General features: G+C 71.2%; 8 protein-coding genes. 4 read left to right on the top strand and 4 right to left on the bottom strand.

Annotated elements, in window-relative coordinates; genetic code table 11:
- Positions 1-422 precede the first annotated feature (422 nt).
- Positions 423-2,789: a S9 family peptidase gene (locus RG19_RS00300; RefSeq protein WP_058833517.1), complete on the top strand. Its 2,367-nt coding sequence runs from the start codon at positions 423-425 to the stop codon at positions 2,787-2,789.
- A 414-nt stretch (positions 2,790-3,203) separates the two neighbouring features.
- Here the strand turns inward: RG19_RS00300 and RG19_RS00295 are convergent, their stop codons facing one another.
- Positions 3,204-3,806 (bottom strand): cysteine dioxygenase family protein, encoded by a 603-nt coding sequence (locus RG19_RS00295; RefSeq protein WP_058833516.1) that lies wholly within the window; start codon positions 3,804-3,806, stop codon positions 3,204-3,206.
- A 203-nt stretch (positions 3,807-4,009) separates the two neighbouring features.
- Here RG19_RS00295 and hemF point away from each other — a divergent pair, with 203 nt between their 5' ends.
- From hemF to RG19_RS00280, 3 genes are all read left to right on the top strand, one after another.
- Positions 4,010-4,921: an oxygen-dependent coproporphyrinogen oxidase gene (hemF, locus tag RG19_RS00290; protein ID WP_058833515.1), complete on the top strand. Its 912-nt coding sequence runs from the start codon at positions 4,010-4,012 to the stop codon at positions 4,919-4,921.
- A 124-nt stretch (positions 4,922-5,045) separates the two neighbouring features.
- Entirely contained in the window at positions 5,046-5,816 is a 771-nt protein-coding gene (locus RG19_RS00285) for a DUF4124 domain-containing protein (protein ID WP_058833514.1), read from the top strand.
- Between the two features lie 27 nt (positions 5,817-5,843).
- Complete coding sequence (locus RG19_RS00280) at positions 5,844-6,485, top strand: DUF4124 domain-containing protein (RefSeq protein ID WP_058833513.1); 642 nt, start codon at positions 5,844-5,846, stop codon at positions 6,483-6,485.
- A 118-nt stretch (positions 6,486-6,603) separates the two neighbouring features.
- On the opposite strand, the gene RG19_RS00275 is transcribed toward RG19_RS00280, so the two are convergent.
- From RG19_RS00275 to RG19_RS17860, 3 genes are all read right to left on the bottom strand, one after another.
- Entirely contained in the window at positions 6,604-8,022 is a 1,419-nt protein-coding gene (locus tag RG19_RS00275) for a DUF11 domain-containing protein (RefSeq protein ID WP_058833512.1), read from the bottom strand.
- Positions 8,023-8,069: 47 nt separating this feature from the next.
- Entirely contained in the window at positions 8,070-11,762 is a 3,693-nt protein-coding gene (locus tag RG19_RS00270) for a TonB-dependent receptor (RefSeq protein WP_058833511.1), read from the bottom strand.
- A gap of 11 nt (positions 11,763-11,773) precedes the next feature.
- A partial coding sequence (locus RG19_RS17860; RefSeq protein ID WP_202905297.1) for an OmpA family protein occupies positions 11,774-14,744 on the bottom strand: 2,971 nt, incomplete at its 5' end.

Below are 14,744 nucleotides of genomic sequence, written 5' to 3'. Positions count from 1 at the left end.
AGGGCGCGTGACCGAACGTCGCAGCGCACGCCCGCCCTCGCTTCTTCGCCTCTCCGCTTCGCGATCCGCTCGGACGCGTCGGCACCGGCGCGCAGCGTCGGACTTCCGTCGGGCCTGGACAGCCACGGGCCGTTTCCTGTCAGAAATGCGACATGGAAACGTGTACAACTGTGCATTAATAGTCAGAAACTGACAAGAATTGCGATAAGCGTCACTTTTTAACGTTTACGGTCTGGTTATGATTCGCCCACGGACGATCCGGTTTGCCGGGAACAGGGACGTAACACACGGGGGCGCCATCGGCGCCCCCGTCCTTTTGTGGCGCAGTCCGCACCTGCCCCCGCCCGGCCATGACCTGTGGCCCAAGCCCCGGCGCGGAACCGGCTGCTAACCTGCGGCGGTTTGCCCGTCCCAGGACTCCCATGATCCGCCTGCTCTCCGTCGCTCTCCTGATCGGCGCGGCCGCCGCCGCGCCCGTGCTCGCGCAGCCCGCGCAATCCCTTTCCCTCGACCGCATCATGGCCGACCCCGACTGGATCGGGCCGCCGGTGGAACAGGCGTGGTGGTCCTGGGACGGCCAGCGCGCGTTCTATTCGATCAAGCGTGCCGACAGCAGCGTGCGCGATACCTGGACGGTGCCGGTGGCCGGCGGCGAGAGCCGCCTGCTCGACGGCCCTTCCCGTGCCGACATCGACGGCCTGCAGGCGGTCTACGACCGCGGCCGCACCCGCATGGCCTACGTGCGCAACGGCGACGTGTTCGTCCGCGACCTGCGCAATGGCGCGCTGACCCAGCTCGGGCGCGGCGACGAGCGCTCCGCCTCGCCGCGCTGGGGCGACGACGGCTCGCTGGTCTGGCGCATCGGCAACGACCGCTGGTTCCGCTGGAACGCAGGCGACGGGGTGACCACGGCGATCACGCTCAAGGGCGAGGCCGACCCGGCCGAGCCGCCGCGCGACGATGCCCTGCGCGATCTGCAGCTGCGCCTGATCGACACCCTGCGGGTGGAGCGCGACCGCCGCGACGGCCAGCGCGAACAGGACACCGCGTGGCGACGCGCCGACCCCACCCGCGCGCCCGCGCCGATCTTCCTCGGTCGCGACGTGAACATCGCCGCCAGCGCGCTGTCGCCCGATGGCCGCTGGCTGCTGGCGGTCACCGAAGCCAAGAGCGCCGAGCGCGGCCAGGGCGGCCGCATGCCCAAGTACGTCACCGAGTCCGGCTACGAGGAATTCGAGGACGTGCGCACCCGCGTGGGCCGCAACGATCCGCTGCCGCAGACGTTCTGGATGGTCGAGGTGGCGACGGGACGGACCCATAAGCTCGCGCTCGACGGGCTGCCGGGCATCGATCGCGATCCGCTCGCCAACCTGCGTCGCGCCGCCGGCAAGGATCCGCTGCAGGGTCCGCGTCCGGTGCGTATCGAGGGCCAGGGCCCGGACGCGATGCAGTGGAGCGGCGACGGCCGCCAGGCGGCGGTGATGCTGCACTCGGTCGACAACAAGGATCGCTGGCTGGTGACGGTCGATGCCGGCCAGACCGCGCCGCGCCTGCGCCACCGCCTCACCGACGAGGCCTGGATCAACTGGGGCTTCAACGAATTCGGCTGGATGCCCGACAACCGCAGCGTCTGGTTCCTGTCCGAACACAGCGGCTACTCGCACCTGCACATCAGCGACGGCAATCGCAGCCGCGCGCTGACCGACGGCCGCTGGGAAGCGTCCGCGCCGGTCCTTGCCGCCGACGGCGCCCGCTTCCTGTTCGTGTGCAATCGTGCGCGTCCGGGCGACTACGAGGTCTGCGAGGTGCCCGCCGCCGGCGGCGAGGTCCGTGAGATCACCGCGCTCGACGGGGTGGAGGACTTCAACGAATCACCCGATGGCAGCCGTCTGCTGGTCCGTCATTCGTCGAGCTACGTGCCGCCGCAACTGGCGGTCATCGACGTGGCCGGCGGCGAGGCGCGCACGCTCACCGACACCCGCACCGCCGAGTACCGCGAGTACACCTGGCTGCAGCCGGAAATGGTGCAGGTGCCGTCCAAGCACGGCGCCGGCACCATCTGGGGCAAGTACTACGGCCCGGCACAGCTGGAGCCCGGCCGCGAGTATCCGATCGTGCTGTTCGTGCACGGCGCGGGTTACCTGCAGAACGTCAGCGACCGCTATCCGAACTACTTCCGCGAGCAGATGTTCCACAACATGCTCGTGCAGCAGGGCTACATCGTCCTGGATCTCGACTTCCGCGCGTCCGAAGGTTACGGCCGCGACTGGCGCACCGCGATCTACCGGCAGATGGGCCATCCGGAGCTGGAGGATTATCTCGACGGCATCGACTGGCTGGTCGAGCAGCGCCAGGGCGCCCGCGACCGCGTCGGCATCTACGGCGGCAGCTACGGCGGCTTCATGACCTTCATGGCGCTGTTCCGCGAGCCCGGCGTGTTCAAGGCCGGCGCCGCGCTGCGCCCGGTCACCGACTGGACCCAGTACAACCATCCCTACACCGCCAACATCCTCAACACGCCCGAACTCGACCCCGAGGCGTACCGGATCTCGTCGCCGATGGAATACGCGCAGAACCTGCAGGACCACCTGCTGATCTCGCACGGCATGATCGACGACAACGTGTTCTACAAGGATTCGGTGATGCTGGCGCAGCGCCTGATCGAACTGCGCAAGGACAAGTGGGAACTGGCCAGCTATCCGCTGGAGCGGCATGCCTACCAGCATGCGGCCTCGTGGTACGACCAGTACCGGCGGATCTACGAGCTGTTCGAAAAGGCGCTCAAATAACCCGAACTCTCCGAAGCAGCAGAAACACCAAGCATCGAACGCTCATCGAGCCGACGCCCGCTCGAAAGACACCCTCATCCGTCCCTTCGGGGCACCTTCTCCCGCAAGCGGGAGAAGGGAAACCGGTCGCGACATGCTGGAGCACCATCGCCCCTCTCCCGCTCGCGGGGTGAAGAGGCACGCTTGCGAGCCATGGGCTCGCGTGCCGATGAACGCCCTCGCGGCACCGCGAGGGCCGGGGCGCGGAGCGGGGATTGGGGTGAGGGAGATAGGCTGTAGGCATTGAAAAACACCCTCACCCGCCCTTCGGGCACCTTCTCCCGCAAGCGGGAGAAGGACGAGAGAGCGCATCTAGCCGACGCCCGCCCGGCACCGATGCCCCCTCCCGTGTGCGGGAGAACGATGTTTCCGAGGTCAGTCCACCACCGCCAGCTGGATCCGCTGCGGCCGATACAGGCCGTCGCCCACCTCGGTGTAACGCTTGACCGTCTCCAGCGCCCGTCCGTAGATATGCAGCGTCACTGCGGTTTCCCGGGCGCTGGCATTCCGGCAGGCATGCAGGTCGTGCGGCGGCAACAGGCCCAGCACGGTCCCCGGCTCCAGCGTGTGGCTCGCGGCCGGACGCAACTCGGCCAGGGCCCGGTGCTGGGCGACGACCCGGTAATCCACCACTTCCAGACGTCCGCGCAACAGCGCTTCGATGCCCCAGGTATCGGCGTGATCGTGCACCGGGCTGCCCTGCCCGGGCGGCCAGGTGATCGCGACGATCTGGTACCCGCTCGACGAGCGATGCAGCTCCCGGCGCACATAGCCTCCCGGCGTCCCGGCCAGCAACCATCCGGGCACGGCGTCACTGCGGTCGGCCAGCAGGCCACGGAGACCGTCGACCAGGCGCTGGACGATCTGCGCGGGTTCGCCCGCGCGCATGGCGGCGTCGGCCAGCACGACGATGTCGTCGAGCAGAGGAAACGGGGCGGCACTCGGCGTGTCGGAGATGGGTGTCATGGGCTTGGTCATCAGGCGATCCCCCCTTGAATGCGACGGTCTCAAGATGGCGTCGCAGATGTTGGGATTCCGCTAATGCGTCGTTAGCGTTCCATCAACCGTCGATGGCGGCGATGGGACACTGCGACCCGCGCGGAAGCGGGAGCGCGGTAACGGCGCCAGGGTGGGACGAATGGTCCGCATACGGAGGACACGCACGCTTCTACAATGGCGGCATGAACGAGCTGGCCCCCGTACGCAGTTATCTCACCGACCTCCAGGACCGCATCTGCACCGCAATCGAAGCCGCGGATGGGCAGGCGCGGTTCCATGAGGACCTCTGGCAACGCGAGGAGGGCGGTGGCGGCCGCACCCGCGTGCTGCGCGACGGCGCGGTGTTCGAACAGGCCGGGATCGGCTTCTCCGACGTCTCCGGCACCCACCTGCCGCCATCCGCCACCGCCGCGCGACCGGAACTGGCGGGCGCCTCGTGGCGCGCGGTCGGAGTGTCTCTGGTGTTCCATCCGCGCAATCCCCACCTGCCGACCACACACGCGAACGTGCGCCATTTCCGCGCCCAGCGCGACGGCGAGACCGTGGCCTGGTGGTTCGGCGGTGGTTTCGACCTCACACCGTTCTACCCGGTCGACGAGGACATCGCCCACTGGCATCGCACCGCGCGTGCGCTGTGCGAGCCCTACGGCGGGCAGGCGCGCTACGACGCCCACAAACGCTGGTGCGACGACTACTTCTTCCTCAAGCATCGCGGCGAGACACGCGGTGTCGGCGGCCTGTTCTTCGACGATCTCCACGACGATTTCGACCGCGACTTCGGCTACCTGCGCGCGGTCGGCGACGGGTTTCTCGATGCCTACCTGCCCATCGTCGCGCGCCGCCGGGACACCCCGTATGGCGAGCGCGAACGCGACTTCCAGCTGTACCGGCGGGGACGCTACGTCGAGTTCAACCTGGTCTGGGATCGCGGCACGCTGTTCGGCCTGCAATCGGGCGGACGCAGCGAATCCATTCTGATGAGCCTGCCGCCGTTGGTGCGCTGGGAGTACGGGTACGCACCCGAGCCGGCCAGCGCCGAGTCCCGCTTGGCGGCCTACCTGACCCCGCGCGACTGGCTGACGGCGCTGGGCTGAGCCTTGGGAGCCCGCTGAACGCCACCGGCGGGCCCGCTTTCCCCGGCCCCGCCGGCTCGCGCATGATGCGGCCATGGACGCCTTTCGATCGCTCTCGGCAGGACGTGCCTCGACGGCACTCGCGATGGGACTCGCTCTCGCCGCCACGGGACTCGCGGTTCCCGCCACCGCCCACGCGGATGTGACGGTGTACCGCTGCACCGCGGCAGGCGGCGCGGTGACCCTGCAGGACACCCCGTGCGCCGACGGCGCACGGCAGGAGGTCCGGACGCTGCAGCGCCCGCAGGATCCACCGCCGCGCGCCGCCGATCCCGCGGTTTCCGTACCGGCCCCCGTGGTGGACGCCACGCCGCCACCGCAGGTGGTCCGGGTCCACGCGCCGCAACCCATGTACGAATGCATCACGCCCGACGGCGAGCGTTACACCAGCGATCGTGGCGACGGCAATCCACGCTTCGTGCCGTTCTGGACCGGCGGCGGGCCACGCCGCGGGCCTGCACGCCCGCCGGGCATCGGCACACGCGGCGACACGCGCGCGCCGTCGAGCGGTCTGAGCACCGTGCCCGGTGCCGGGTTGAGCACCGTGCCCAGCCGCGGCCTGAGTACGGTGCCGGTGGGCGGCCCCGGCACGCCGCCACCGGTTTCGATACCGTCCAGGCCCAGCCCCGGTCCTGGCCACGGCCCCCCACCCGGCTACGGGTATGGGTATGGCGGCGGCACCTGGATCCAGGACAGCTGTTCGCCATTGCCGCAAGCCGAGGTCTGTTCGCGCCTGAGCGATCGTCGCGATACCCTTCGCCGCCGGTTCTTCAATGCGCAGGAAAGCGAACGCAGCCGGTTGCGCGGCGAGGAGCGCACGCTCAATGCGCGGCTGGCCGAGGACTGCGAGATTTGACGGGCACGACCTGATGGGCGCGACTTGATGAGCACGAGAACACGCGTCGCCGGCCGCATCGGCCTGGTGGCGCTGATCTGGACGGTGTCGTCCGTCCACGCGGGCGACACCATCTACCGGTGCACCGACGCGGACGGCACGGTCACCCTGCAGAACGCGCAGCCCTGCGCCAGCGGACAACGGCAGGACACCATCGCCGTCGACGTGCCACCGCCGTTTCCGGCCTTCGTGCCGCCGCCCGTCGCCCAGGCCCGGCCGCTGCAGGTGCATCCGGTCACGCGTGTGGACGACGGTGCCGGTGACGGACACGACGCGGCCGCGGACAGCGCAAGCGAACCCGCGCCGCCGCCGCCGTTGTTCCAATGTCGCCGCTGGGACGGCGAGCACTACACCACCGAAGACGACACCCCGGCCACGCGCTGCCGGCCGTTGAACACGGTGGGCATCGGCGGGCTGCCCGAACTGGGCGCGGGCCAGGCCTGCGAGCAGGTCGTGGACGTCTGCGAGCCGGTGCCCGGCGACGTGCTGTGCCGGGCCTGGTCCACCCGGGTCCAGGAGGCGGAGTTCCGCTGGAAGATGGCGCCGCGCGGTGTCGACGCGCGCGACCGGCAGGCCGAGTATGCGCGGCTCGCGGCACTCCACGAGGGCTCCACCTGCGCGGCGCCCTGAGCGAGGCGGCGCGGCGGCGCCCGCCCGGACCGCCTGCCTTACACGTCCGGCTGGCGGAGACGTCCCGGACCCCATGCGCTCGCGCTGGGGTCCGCCATCGTCGGGGCCGGAGACCGGATCAGGGCGTCGCGCCCACCACGCAGCTGTAGCCGATCTCGAGCGCGCCGCCGGCCGGTAGCGTCGGCACCACCAGTCCCGCGCCCTGCAGCGCGCCGATGGTCGGCGAGGCCGGGCACACCGCGCCGCCGCTGGCGCTGCACGACAGCGTCGCCGCACTGCAGTCCAGACCGTCCACCGCGGGGTCGCGCACCACCGCCCCGCTGCCATCGACGCCGTCCAGGTGCTCGACGCGCAGGGTGTAGCCCACGCTGTCGCCGACCGCCGCCGTGGCGGTCGAAGCGGTCTTCTCGATCGCCAGATCGAGATCGTCGTCGATCAGGGTCCAGGTCGCCTGGGCGACCGCCGCCGCGCCGCAAGTCTGGGTGGAGTTGAGCAGGTAATCGTCCGGGCTGGGCTGCAGGCTCAGCTCCACCGTGCGATCGCCGTCGATGAGCGCGTTGCCCAGCGCCACCAGCCCCAACGGTTCCACGGTGTCGCCGTCGTAGGTGCCCGCGGCCACGAACACGCTGAAACTGGTACCGCCGCCCGGCGTGGTGAAATCGGTCCCCAGCACCGCGGTGCCGCCGGTGACGGCGACGTCGATGTTGAGGTCGTTGGCCAGGGTGCCGACGATGCGCAGCGCCGGCGCGCCGGCCGGGGTGCCCTCCACCGTCTCGAATGCGGTGCCGGTGAGCTCGATGAACGGCTTGAGGAAGACCTGGATATCGTCGAGGAAGTTGCCCGTGGTGGCCGCACCCGACAGCGCCTCGAAGCCGATGTTGGTCACGCCGCCGGCGCCGTTGTAGCCGAACACGCCTTGGTAGTCGCGCCAGCCGTCGGGCCCGGCCGCGGACGTGGCGCTGCCCTGGAAGACGGTGATGACGCCGCCGCTGCCCGTGTTGGTGGTGCCCACCTGCACGATCGGCGCGGTGCCCAGCAGGAAGCGCATCCGGTCCTGATCGGCGGCGCTGGCCCGGCCGCGATGGCTGAAGCGCCATTCCACGACGTCACCGGGCACCAGACAGACGTTCTGCGAGATGCGCGAGAGGAAATGCGCGTTCAGTTCGGCCAGTTGCGAACCGCTGCGCGCGTTGACGGTCAGCCCTGCGTTGGTGCGCGGCGTGCGCCACAGCTCGAGGATGGGGGCGCTGGCCGTGCTGAAGCCCGGCGGGACCACGCAGCCGCCGACGTTCTCCTGCGCGTAGGGTTGGTGGTCGGTCGTCCACCCCGGCACGAACTGCTGGTCGATGTAGACCCGGCAGCCGGTGGTCTGCAGGTTCGGCTCCTCGAAGCTGAGGTTGATGAAGCTGCGCTGGATCGCGCTCACGCCGACCTGGGCCGAGGCGCCGGGCGCGACGAAGGCGGCCAGGGCGGCGACCAGGGCGGTGACCGGCAGGAGGCCAGGTTGGCGGGCAGCGGCGGTGTGGCGATCTTTCATGTTCGAACCCTTGCGTATCCGGTGCGGGGCGCGCGTGGCGCCGGGCGTCAGTAGCTGCCCACGAAATTGACGAACCAGCCCTTGTGGTCGTAGTCGAAGTCGGTGAGGTCGTCGCTGAAGTCGGTGAAGTTGTAGCCGGCGCCGATGCGCACGTGGCGGCCGATGTCGCGGTCCACGCCGGCCATCCAGCCGCGCCGGGTACCGCCGTCGCGCACGTCCAGCCAGCGGTGTTCGGCCATGGCGTACCAGCGCTGCGCCAGCGCGTAGCGGACCTGGCCGGCGGCGAACGTGGTCGACGAATCGAACCAGGCCCCGGTACCGCGGCCGAAGCGCACATCGCCTTCGCGCCGCGCCAGCTTGCCCGCGAACTCCCACTGCTGGTCCAGCCGGTAGACGCCCTCGAACGACAGGACCTGGGTCCGCTGGTCGTATTCGGCGCCGCCCACCTGGCCCAGCGTGGCGAGGTCGTAGAGATGCGTGTAGCGACCGAACAGGCCCCAGCGGCTGCTGTTCCAGGGGCGGTAGGCGAAGCCGAGGTTGCCCTCGATGAACTTGGCGCCGGCGGCCGGGTTCAGGTCGTCCTGGGTATCGGCGTAGTTGAAGCGCGCGGCCAGGCGCCAGCTCTCGTTGAGCTTGTGGGTCAGGCGGTGGGTGCTGACCCATTGAGTGACGCGCTCGGCGCCGCTGTCCTCGCGCCACTCCAGCTTGCTCTGCCAGCTGGTGTCGCCGGAGGTGCGCCCGCCGCTGACGCTGACCGCACGCCGGTCCACCTGGCCGCCGTCGCGCCGCGTCAGCTCGCCGTCGCTCAGGGTCACGCCCAGATTCCAGCCGTAGGCGGGGTAGAAGTCCATGCCGTAGGTGTGGGCCAGACCGCTCTCGCGACGGCTCTTGAGGAACTGGCTCTCGTTGAACAGGTTGACCTGGTCCGACAGCCGCCAGCGCTGGCCCAGCGTCCAGCCGTTCTGCGCGTTGGGGTTGAACAGCGGGTCGTAGTCGCTGCGGTCGGTGGAATAGGTGTGCGCGGCGTAGAGGCTGTGCTGCGGCGACAACCGGTACTCGGCGTCCACGCGCGCGGCGTCGCCGCGATCGCCGGTGGTCAGCTCGGCGCCGGCCGTGGACAGGTTGGCGAAATGGTAGCGGCCGCCGAGGGTGACCGCGTCGTTGTCGGCGTAGCGGCCGCCGTCGTCGTCCAGGGTCGCCTGGGCGACGCCGTACAGGTCGAGCGCGGTGCCGAAGCGGCGGGTGTAGCGCAGCGCGCCCAGCAGACCGGCGGCGTCGAGCGATCCGCGCTGTTCCTCCACCCGGCGCAGCTCGAAGGCGAGCGCATCGAGGTCGCCGATGCGCCATTCGGCGTTCGCCTGCAACTGGGTCAGCGCATCGGCGCCGCGCTCGGCGCGGCTGTAGCGGGCGTAGGTGCCGACATCGTCGGTGAACTGGCCCAGCACCTCGGCGCCGTACTCCTCGATGTCGGCGCCGGTGTCGAAGCGCGAGATGGAATAGCCGGCGTCCACCTGTCGCCACCACGCGCCCGCGCTCCACGGCTGCGCGGTCCAGCCCAGTTCCTGGAAGTTGGCGCGCGCCTCGACCGCGGTGGCCTCGCCCTCGCGCGGGCCACCGGGATTGAGGCGGGTGAAGCTCAGGCCGCCGTTGTCGGAGAAGAACACCGGCGCGCTGGTGGCCTCGGTGCGGCTGTGCTCGAGCTTCAGGTACGTGCCCTTGCCGGCCTGCAGGGTGATGTCGGCCGAGGTCAGCACGTAGTCCTCGCCGGCGCGGTTCTCCTCGACCCGGGTCAGGCCCACGCCGAGGTGGTCGCCGAACCAGTGCTTGCCGCGCACGCCGGCGGCGATCTCGTCGGCGTCGAAGTCATTGGGCACCCATTCGTAGTCCACGATCAGGCGCTGCTCCAGGCCGTCCAGCGGCGCGTCGCGGGTCAGCGTGGGCATGTTCTGGCGGGTGATCTGCGCCAGCGCGCGGGTCAGCAGGATGCGGCCCTGCAGCTCGTCGATCTCGTAGTCGGCACCGCGCAGCAGGGCGATGCGCTGCTCGACGCGGCCGGTGGTGCGGTCGCGCACCTCCAGCACCACCTGGTCGGAGCCGGGCAGCACGTCGGTGTGGCGCAGGTAGTACAGACTGCCGCCGGTGCCGATGAACTCGCTGTGGCCTGGCGCGGTCTGCGCCTCGGACGCGAACACGCGCAGTTGCGTGGCCGGGTCGCCCCAGGCGTTGATGCCGCGCGAGCGCCAGTTGAGCGCCGCACCGTACAGCGAGCGCACGTACTGGCCGTACTCGGTGCCGGTCAGCCCGGTGCCGAAGTTGCCCCACAGGGCCTCGTTCTTGTCCCACTCGGCACGCAGGTAGAAGCGGCCCATGGTGTCGACGTCGCGCCAGGTGCTGGAGTCGTCGCCGTAGGTCGGGTAGTACAGATCCGGATCGAGACGGCGGAAGACGTCCTGCGGATCGGCGGACGTGAAGCCGTCGAACAGATCGCCCAGCGGTCGGTTCTGGGTATCGGCCTGGGCGGTGATCAGGTACTTGCCCTGCGTCTTCGCCTTCAGATAGAACGCCAGGCGCCCGTCGCTGAGGATGTCGTCCTCGCGCCCGGCCAGCGCGAGCGAGCGGCCCGGCCCGCTGGCCCGGTTCTCGTAGACGGTCACGTCGGCCAGGCCGACGCCGAAGAAGTAGCGACCGCTGACGTCCACGTCGAGCGCGCGTTGCAGCGGGCGGCTGCCCTCGGGCCCGTCCAGCGCGATCTCGAAGCGATGGCGGCCGATCGGCATCAGGTACTCGGCGACGAACTTGCGCTCCAGATCCACCGGATAACGCGAACCGTTGATGCGCAGGCCGTGGCCGTCGGGCAGGTTGCGGCCCTGCACGCGCACGCGCGAGCCGTAGATCGGGATGTTCTGCTGGCGCAGGCCGTTGCCGGCGAACACATCGTCGATCAGCGCCTGGCGCTGCGCCTGCTCGGCACCGAGCGCGGTGCCCAGCGAACGCTCGGCACCCTCGCGCACCCGCTGCACGCCGCGCTCGGCCTCGTCCGGCCGCACCAGTTGCAGCGTGCGCGGCGCGGTCTCGTCGAAGCGGCCGGCGGCATCGTACGCGCGCAGCACGTAGACCAGCTCGTCGCCGGCGCGCAGGCGCAGGCCGGCGGGCAGCGCGCCGTCCCACGCGCTCTGCGAGACCGCCTCCACGGGCAGCGCCAGCCGCGCCAGCGGGTCGATCAGGTCGCCGTCGGTGCCGCGGTAGAGGGTGAGTTCGTAGCGCTCGACGAAGGCGACGTAGTTGCTGCGCACGAAGAACGCCACCGGCTCGACGATGCGCCCGCCGTCGAAGGCGACCAGTGCCGGCGCGGACACGGTCAGCTCCGGCACGCCGAGGCTGGGATCCTCGGTCGCCCAGACCACACCGCCGCCGGGCAGCTGCACCGAGAACGCGCCACGCACCTCGGCCCGCCCGGGCGCAGCCAGCGCGATCGACACCCGGCGGTCGGGCTGCAACGCCTGCGCGGAGGAATGCTCGCCGGTGCCGACGCTGGCCGGCTGGTCGTAGCTGCGCGTGCGCACGCGGAACAGCAGGTCGCCGCCGGCACTGCTGCAGGCGCCGGCGTCGCAGTCGATCGCCGCATCGGCGACGTGCGCGGGCTGCGGCTCTTGCGCCGAGGCCGTGGTACACATGCCGGCCAGGACGCCGAGCAAGGCGGTGTCGAGCAATGTCTTCTTCATGATGCGCTTCTTGTTCATGGCCCGCCCCCTCACTCGCGTTCCGTACCGACCGCGACCGTCGGATCGCCACTGGACTCCACGCGCACCCGGCCTCTCGTCTCCGCGCTCAGTCGCGCCGCCAGGGCCTGCTGCACCGCGGTGGCACGGCGCAGGCCGAGCGCGGCGTTGTAGGCGTGCGAGCCGCGGGCGTCGGTATGCCCGACCACTGCCACCACGCCGCCGCCCAGCCCCTCGAGCCGCTGCGCCACCGCATCGAGCAGGCCCGCGAACTCCGGCCGGATCTCGGCGCGATCGGTGTCGAACAGCACCGTGCCCAGCAGCGCGCCACCGGCGTCCACGCCCGCGACCAGGGCGTGCGGATCCTCCACGCGGGTGCGCAACCCCACGCGCAAGCCCGCCTGCGCCTCCGGCCCGAGCCGCGCCTGCAGCGCATCGCGCACCGCCGCCGCACGGGCGAAGGCGAGCGCCTCGCTGCCGCCGTCGGCGGCGATCGCCACCTCGCCGCCGTCGTGACGCGCCACCTGTTCGGCCATGCGCTCGATCGCCGGCAACCACGCCTCGCGGACCTCGGCGCTGTCGGGGGCGAACAACACCTCGCCCAGCTCCAGCTCGATCCGCTGTTCGCCGCCCGGGATCGCCTCCACCGGCAGGCGCACGCCGAAGTCGAAGCGCACCGGCAGGCCGGGGGTGATCCGCCGCACCAGCGGATTCGCCGTGGTGAGCTCGGCGCCCGGCGGCAGCGTGGCCGGATCGACCTTGAGGATGAAGTTGCGGCCGTGGTGCCGTTCGCCGCCGTGCACGTCGGCCAGGTGGTAGCGACCGTACTGGTCGGTCTCGATCAGCAGGCCCTCCACCGAGGCGATGCGCACGCCGGGGATGCCGCGCTCGTCGATGCCGTGGTTGGCGATGGCGTAGGCCACCTCGTAGCCGCCCTCCACCGCCGCCACGCTGCGCGTCACCACCGGCTCGGCGGCGTTGAGGCCCTTGGCCGCCTCGCCGTCGCGCTCCACGCGGGTCGAGCCGTCGGGCGTCATGCGTACGGTGACGCCCTGCGCACTGGCGAGCACGAAGTCGCCGGTGAAATCGAGCGTGTGCAGGCGCTGGCGGATCGTCACCCGGTGTGCGTCGATCGGATCGGCCACCGACTGCCGCGCGGGGATCGCGCCGACCTCGATGCCGTGCAGCAGCGGAGCGCTGGCATCGGCGAGCGGCTGCGGGCCGTCGCCGCGGTCGATCGTGGTGGAACCGGCGACATAGGCGCCGGGCGCGAACCCGCCCTGTACGCGCACGCCCGACAGATCCGCACGGTCCTGCCAACCGTCGCCGTCGCGGTCGTCGAAGACCGTGCCGAACACCAGGCTGTCGTCGAGCAGCGGATCGGCGTCCAGCGCCACCTGCGCGGTGGCGACGTTGGAGACCCGCTCGCCCGCGGCGTTCACCGCGACCGCCTCGTTGACGTGCACGCCCGCGCGCACACCGGCGCCCACGCGCAGCAGGTAGACGATGGTCGCCTGCTCGCCGGCGGCGATGTCGAGGCCGCCGATGCGCAGCGGGTGCAGACCGTCCAGGGTGAAGGCGCCGTCGCGGTCGGCGACCGCCATCGAGCCCTCGACGTAGCTGAAGCCCGCGGGCGGCGTGTCGACGACGATGCCGTCGACGACGTTCACCGCGCCGACGTTCTCGACCGTGAGCGTGTAGCGCACCAGGTCGCCGACCGTCGCGGTACGCGCGCCCACCGTCTTGACGATGCGCAGCAGCGCCGCGTCGGCCACCTCGTGACGGGTCTGGCAGACCGTGCACTCCGGTGCCGGACCGCCGCCGTCGCCTACGTAGTTGCCCAGCACGACGTTGTCCACCACGCCGGTCGCATCGGCCGTCACCGTCGCCGGATAGACGAAGGTGTGCGCGCCCGGCACGGCGCCGGCGGGCAGCACGCAGGTCACGGTGGCGCCGTCGCCGATGCAGCCGGCGGGGAGCGCGCCCACCGCCAGGCCGTGCCCGGGGGTGTCGATCAACCGCACGTCGGCGCGCGTGGCGGAGTTCTCGACGGCGACGGTGAGCGTGTACTCGATGGTGTCGCCGACCCGCACCTCCTGGCCGTCGCCCGGGGTGGCGTGCTTGGCGATCGTCACCCGCGGTTCGACCAGCGGGTGCTCGGTGGCGCACACGGCGCACTCGGGCGGCGGGCCGCCGTCGCCGGTGCCCCCGCTGGCGGTCACCGCGTTGCCCACCACGCCGGTGGCGCCGGCATCGACGGTCGCGGTGTAGGTCAGCGTGTAGGTCCCCGGCAGCGTGCCGGCAGGCAGCGTGCAGGTCAGCGTGCCGGTGCAGGCGAAGGCGCCCGCGTCGGTGACCGCGCCGAACGTCAGGCCCGCGCCCAGGGTGTCGACCAGGGTCAGCGTGTCGAGCGTGGCCGAGTGGGACACCGTCGCGGTCAGGGTGTAGACGAGGGTGTCGCCCGCGCGCACCTCGGCGCCGTCGCCCGGTTCGGCCGACTTGATCACCGCGATCACCGGTGCGGCCACCGGGTGCTCGGTTGCGCAGGTGGCGCACACCGGGTCGGGGTCGTTGCCGCCGGACGGATGGCTCGCGACCACGACGTTGCCGACGGTACCGGTCGCGTCGGCATCGACGGTCGCGGTGTAGGCCAGCGCATAGGTGCCCGGCAGCGTGCCCGCCGGCAGCGTGCACGTCAGCGCACCGGCGCAGGCGAACGCGCCCGCGTCGGTCACCGCGCCGAAGGTCAGGCCCACGCCCAGGGTGTCGACCAGGGTCAGCGCCTCGGTGGTGGCGGCATTGGCGACCGTCACCGTCAGCGTGTAGGTCAGTGTGTCGCCAGGCGACACCTCACCGCCCGGAGCCGGGTCGGATGTCTTCGCCACGGTGATCGCGGTGGCCACCACCTCGTGCCCGGTCGTGCAGGTCGTGCACACCGGGTCGGGGTCGTTGCCGCCGGGCGGATTGCTCGCGGCCACGACGTTGCCGACGGTACCGGTCGCG

This window comes from Luteimonas abyssi (assembly GCF_001482195.1).
GTDB lineage: Bacteria > Pseudomonadota > Gammaproteobacteria > Xanthomonadales > Xanthomonadaceae > Luteimonas > Luteimonas abyssi.
Note: the sequence above shows the minus strand (reverse complement) of the source record. Positions and strands in the feature narration are given on the sequence as shown.

Coding starts and splice junctions, on each gene's coding strand:
- RG19_RS00300 (WP_058833517.1), top strand. CDS start 423: ATGATCCGCCTGCTCTCCGTCGCTCTCCTGATCGGCGCGGCCGCCGCC.
- RG19_RS00295 (WP_058833516.1), bottom strand. CDS start 3,806: ATGACCAAGCCCATGACACCCATCTCCGACACGCCGAGTGCCGCCCCG.
- hemF (WP_058833515.1), top strand. CDS start 4,010: ATGAACGAGCTGGCCCCCGTACGCAGTTATCTCACCGACCTCCAGGAC.
- RG19_RS00285 (WP_058833514.1), top strand. CDS start 5,046: ATGGGACTCGCTCTCGCCGCCACGGGACTCGCGGTTCCCGCCACCGCC.
- RG19_RS00280 (WP_058833513.1), top strand. CDS start 5,844: ATGAGCACGAGAACACGCGTCGCCGGCCGCATCGGCCTGGTGGCGCTG.
- RG19_RS00275 (WP_058833512.1), bottom strand. CDS start 8,022: ATGAAAGATCGCCACACCGCCGCTGCCCGCCAACCTGGCCTCCTGCCG.
- RG19_RS00270 (WP_058833511.1), bottom strand. CDS start 11,762: ATGAACAAGAAGCGCATCATGAAGAAGACATTGCTCGACACCGCCTTG.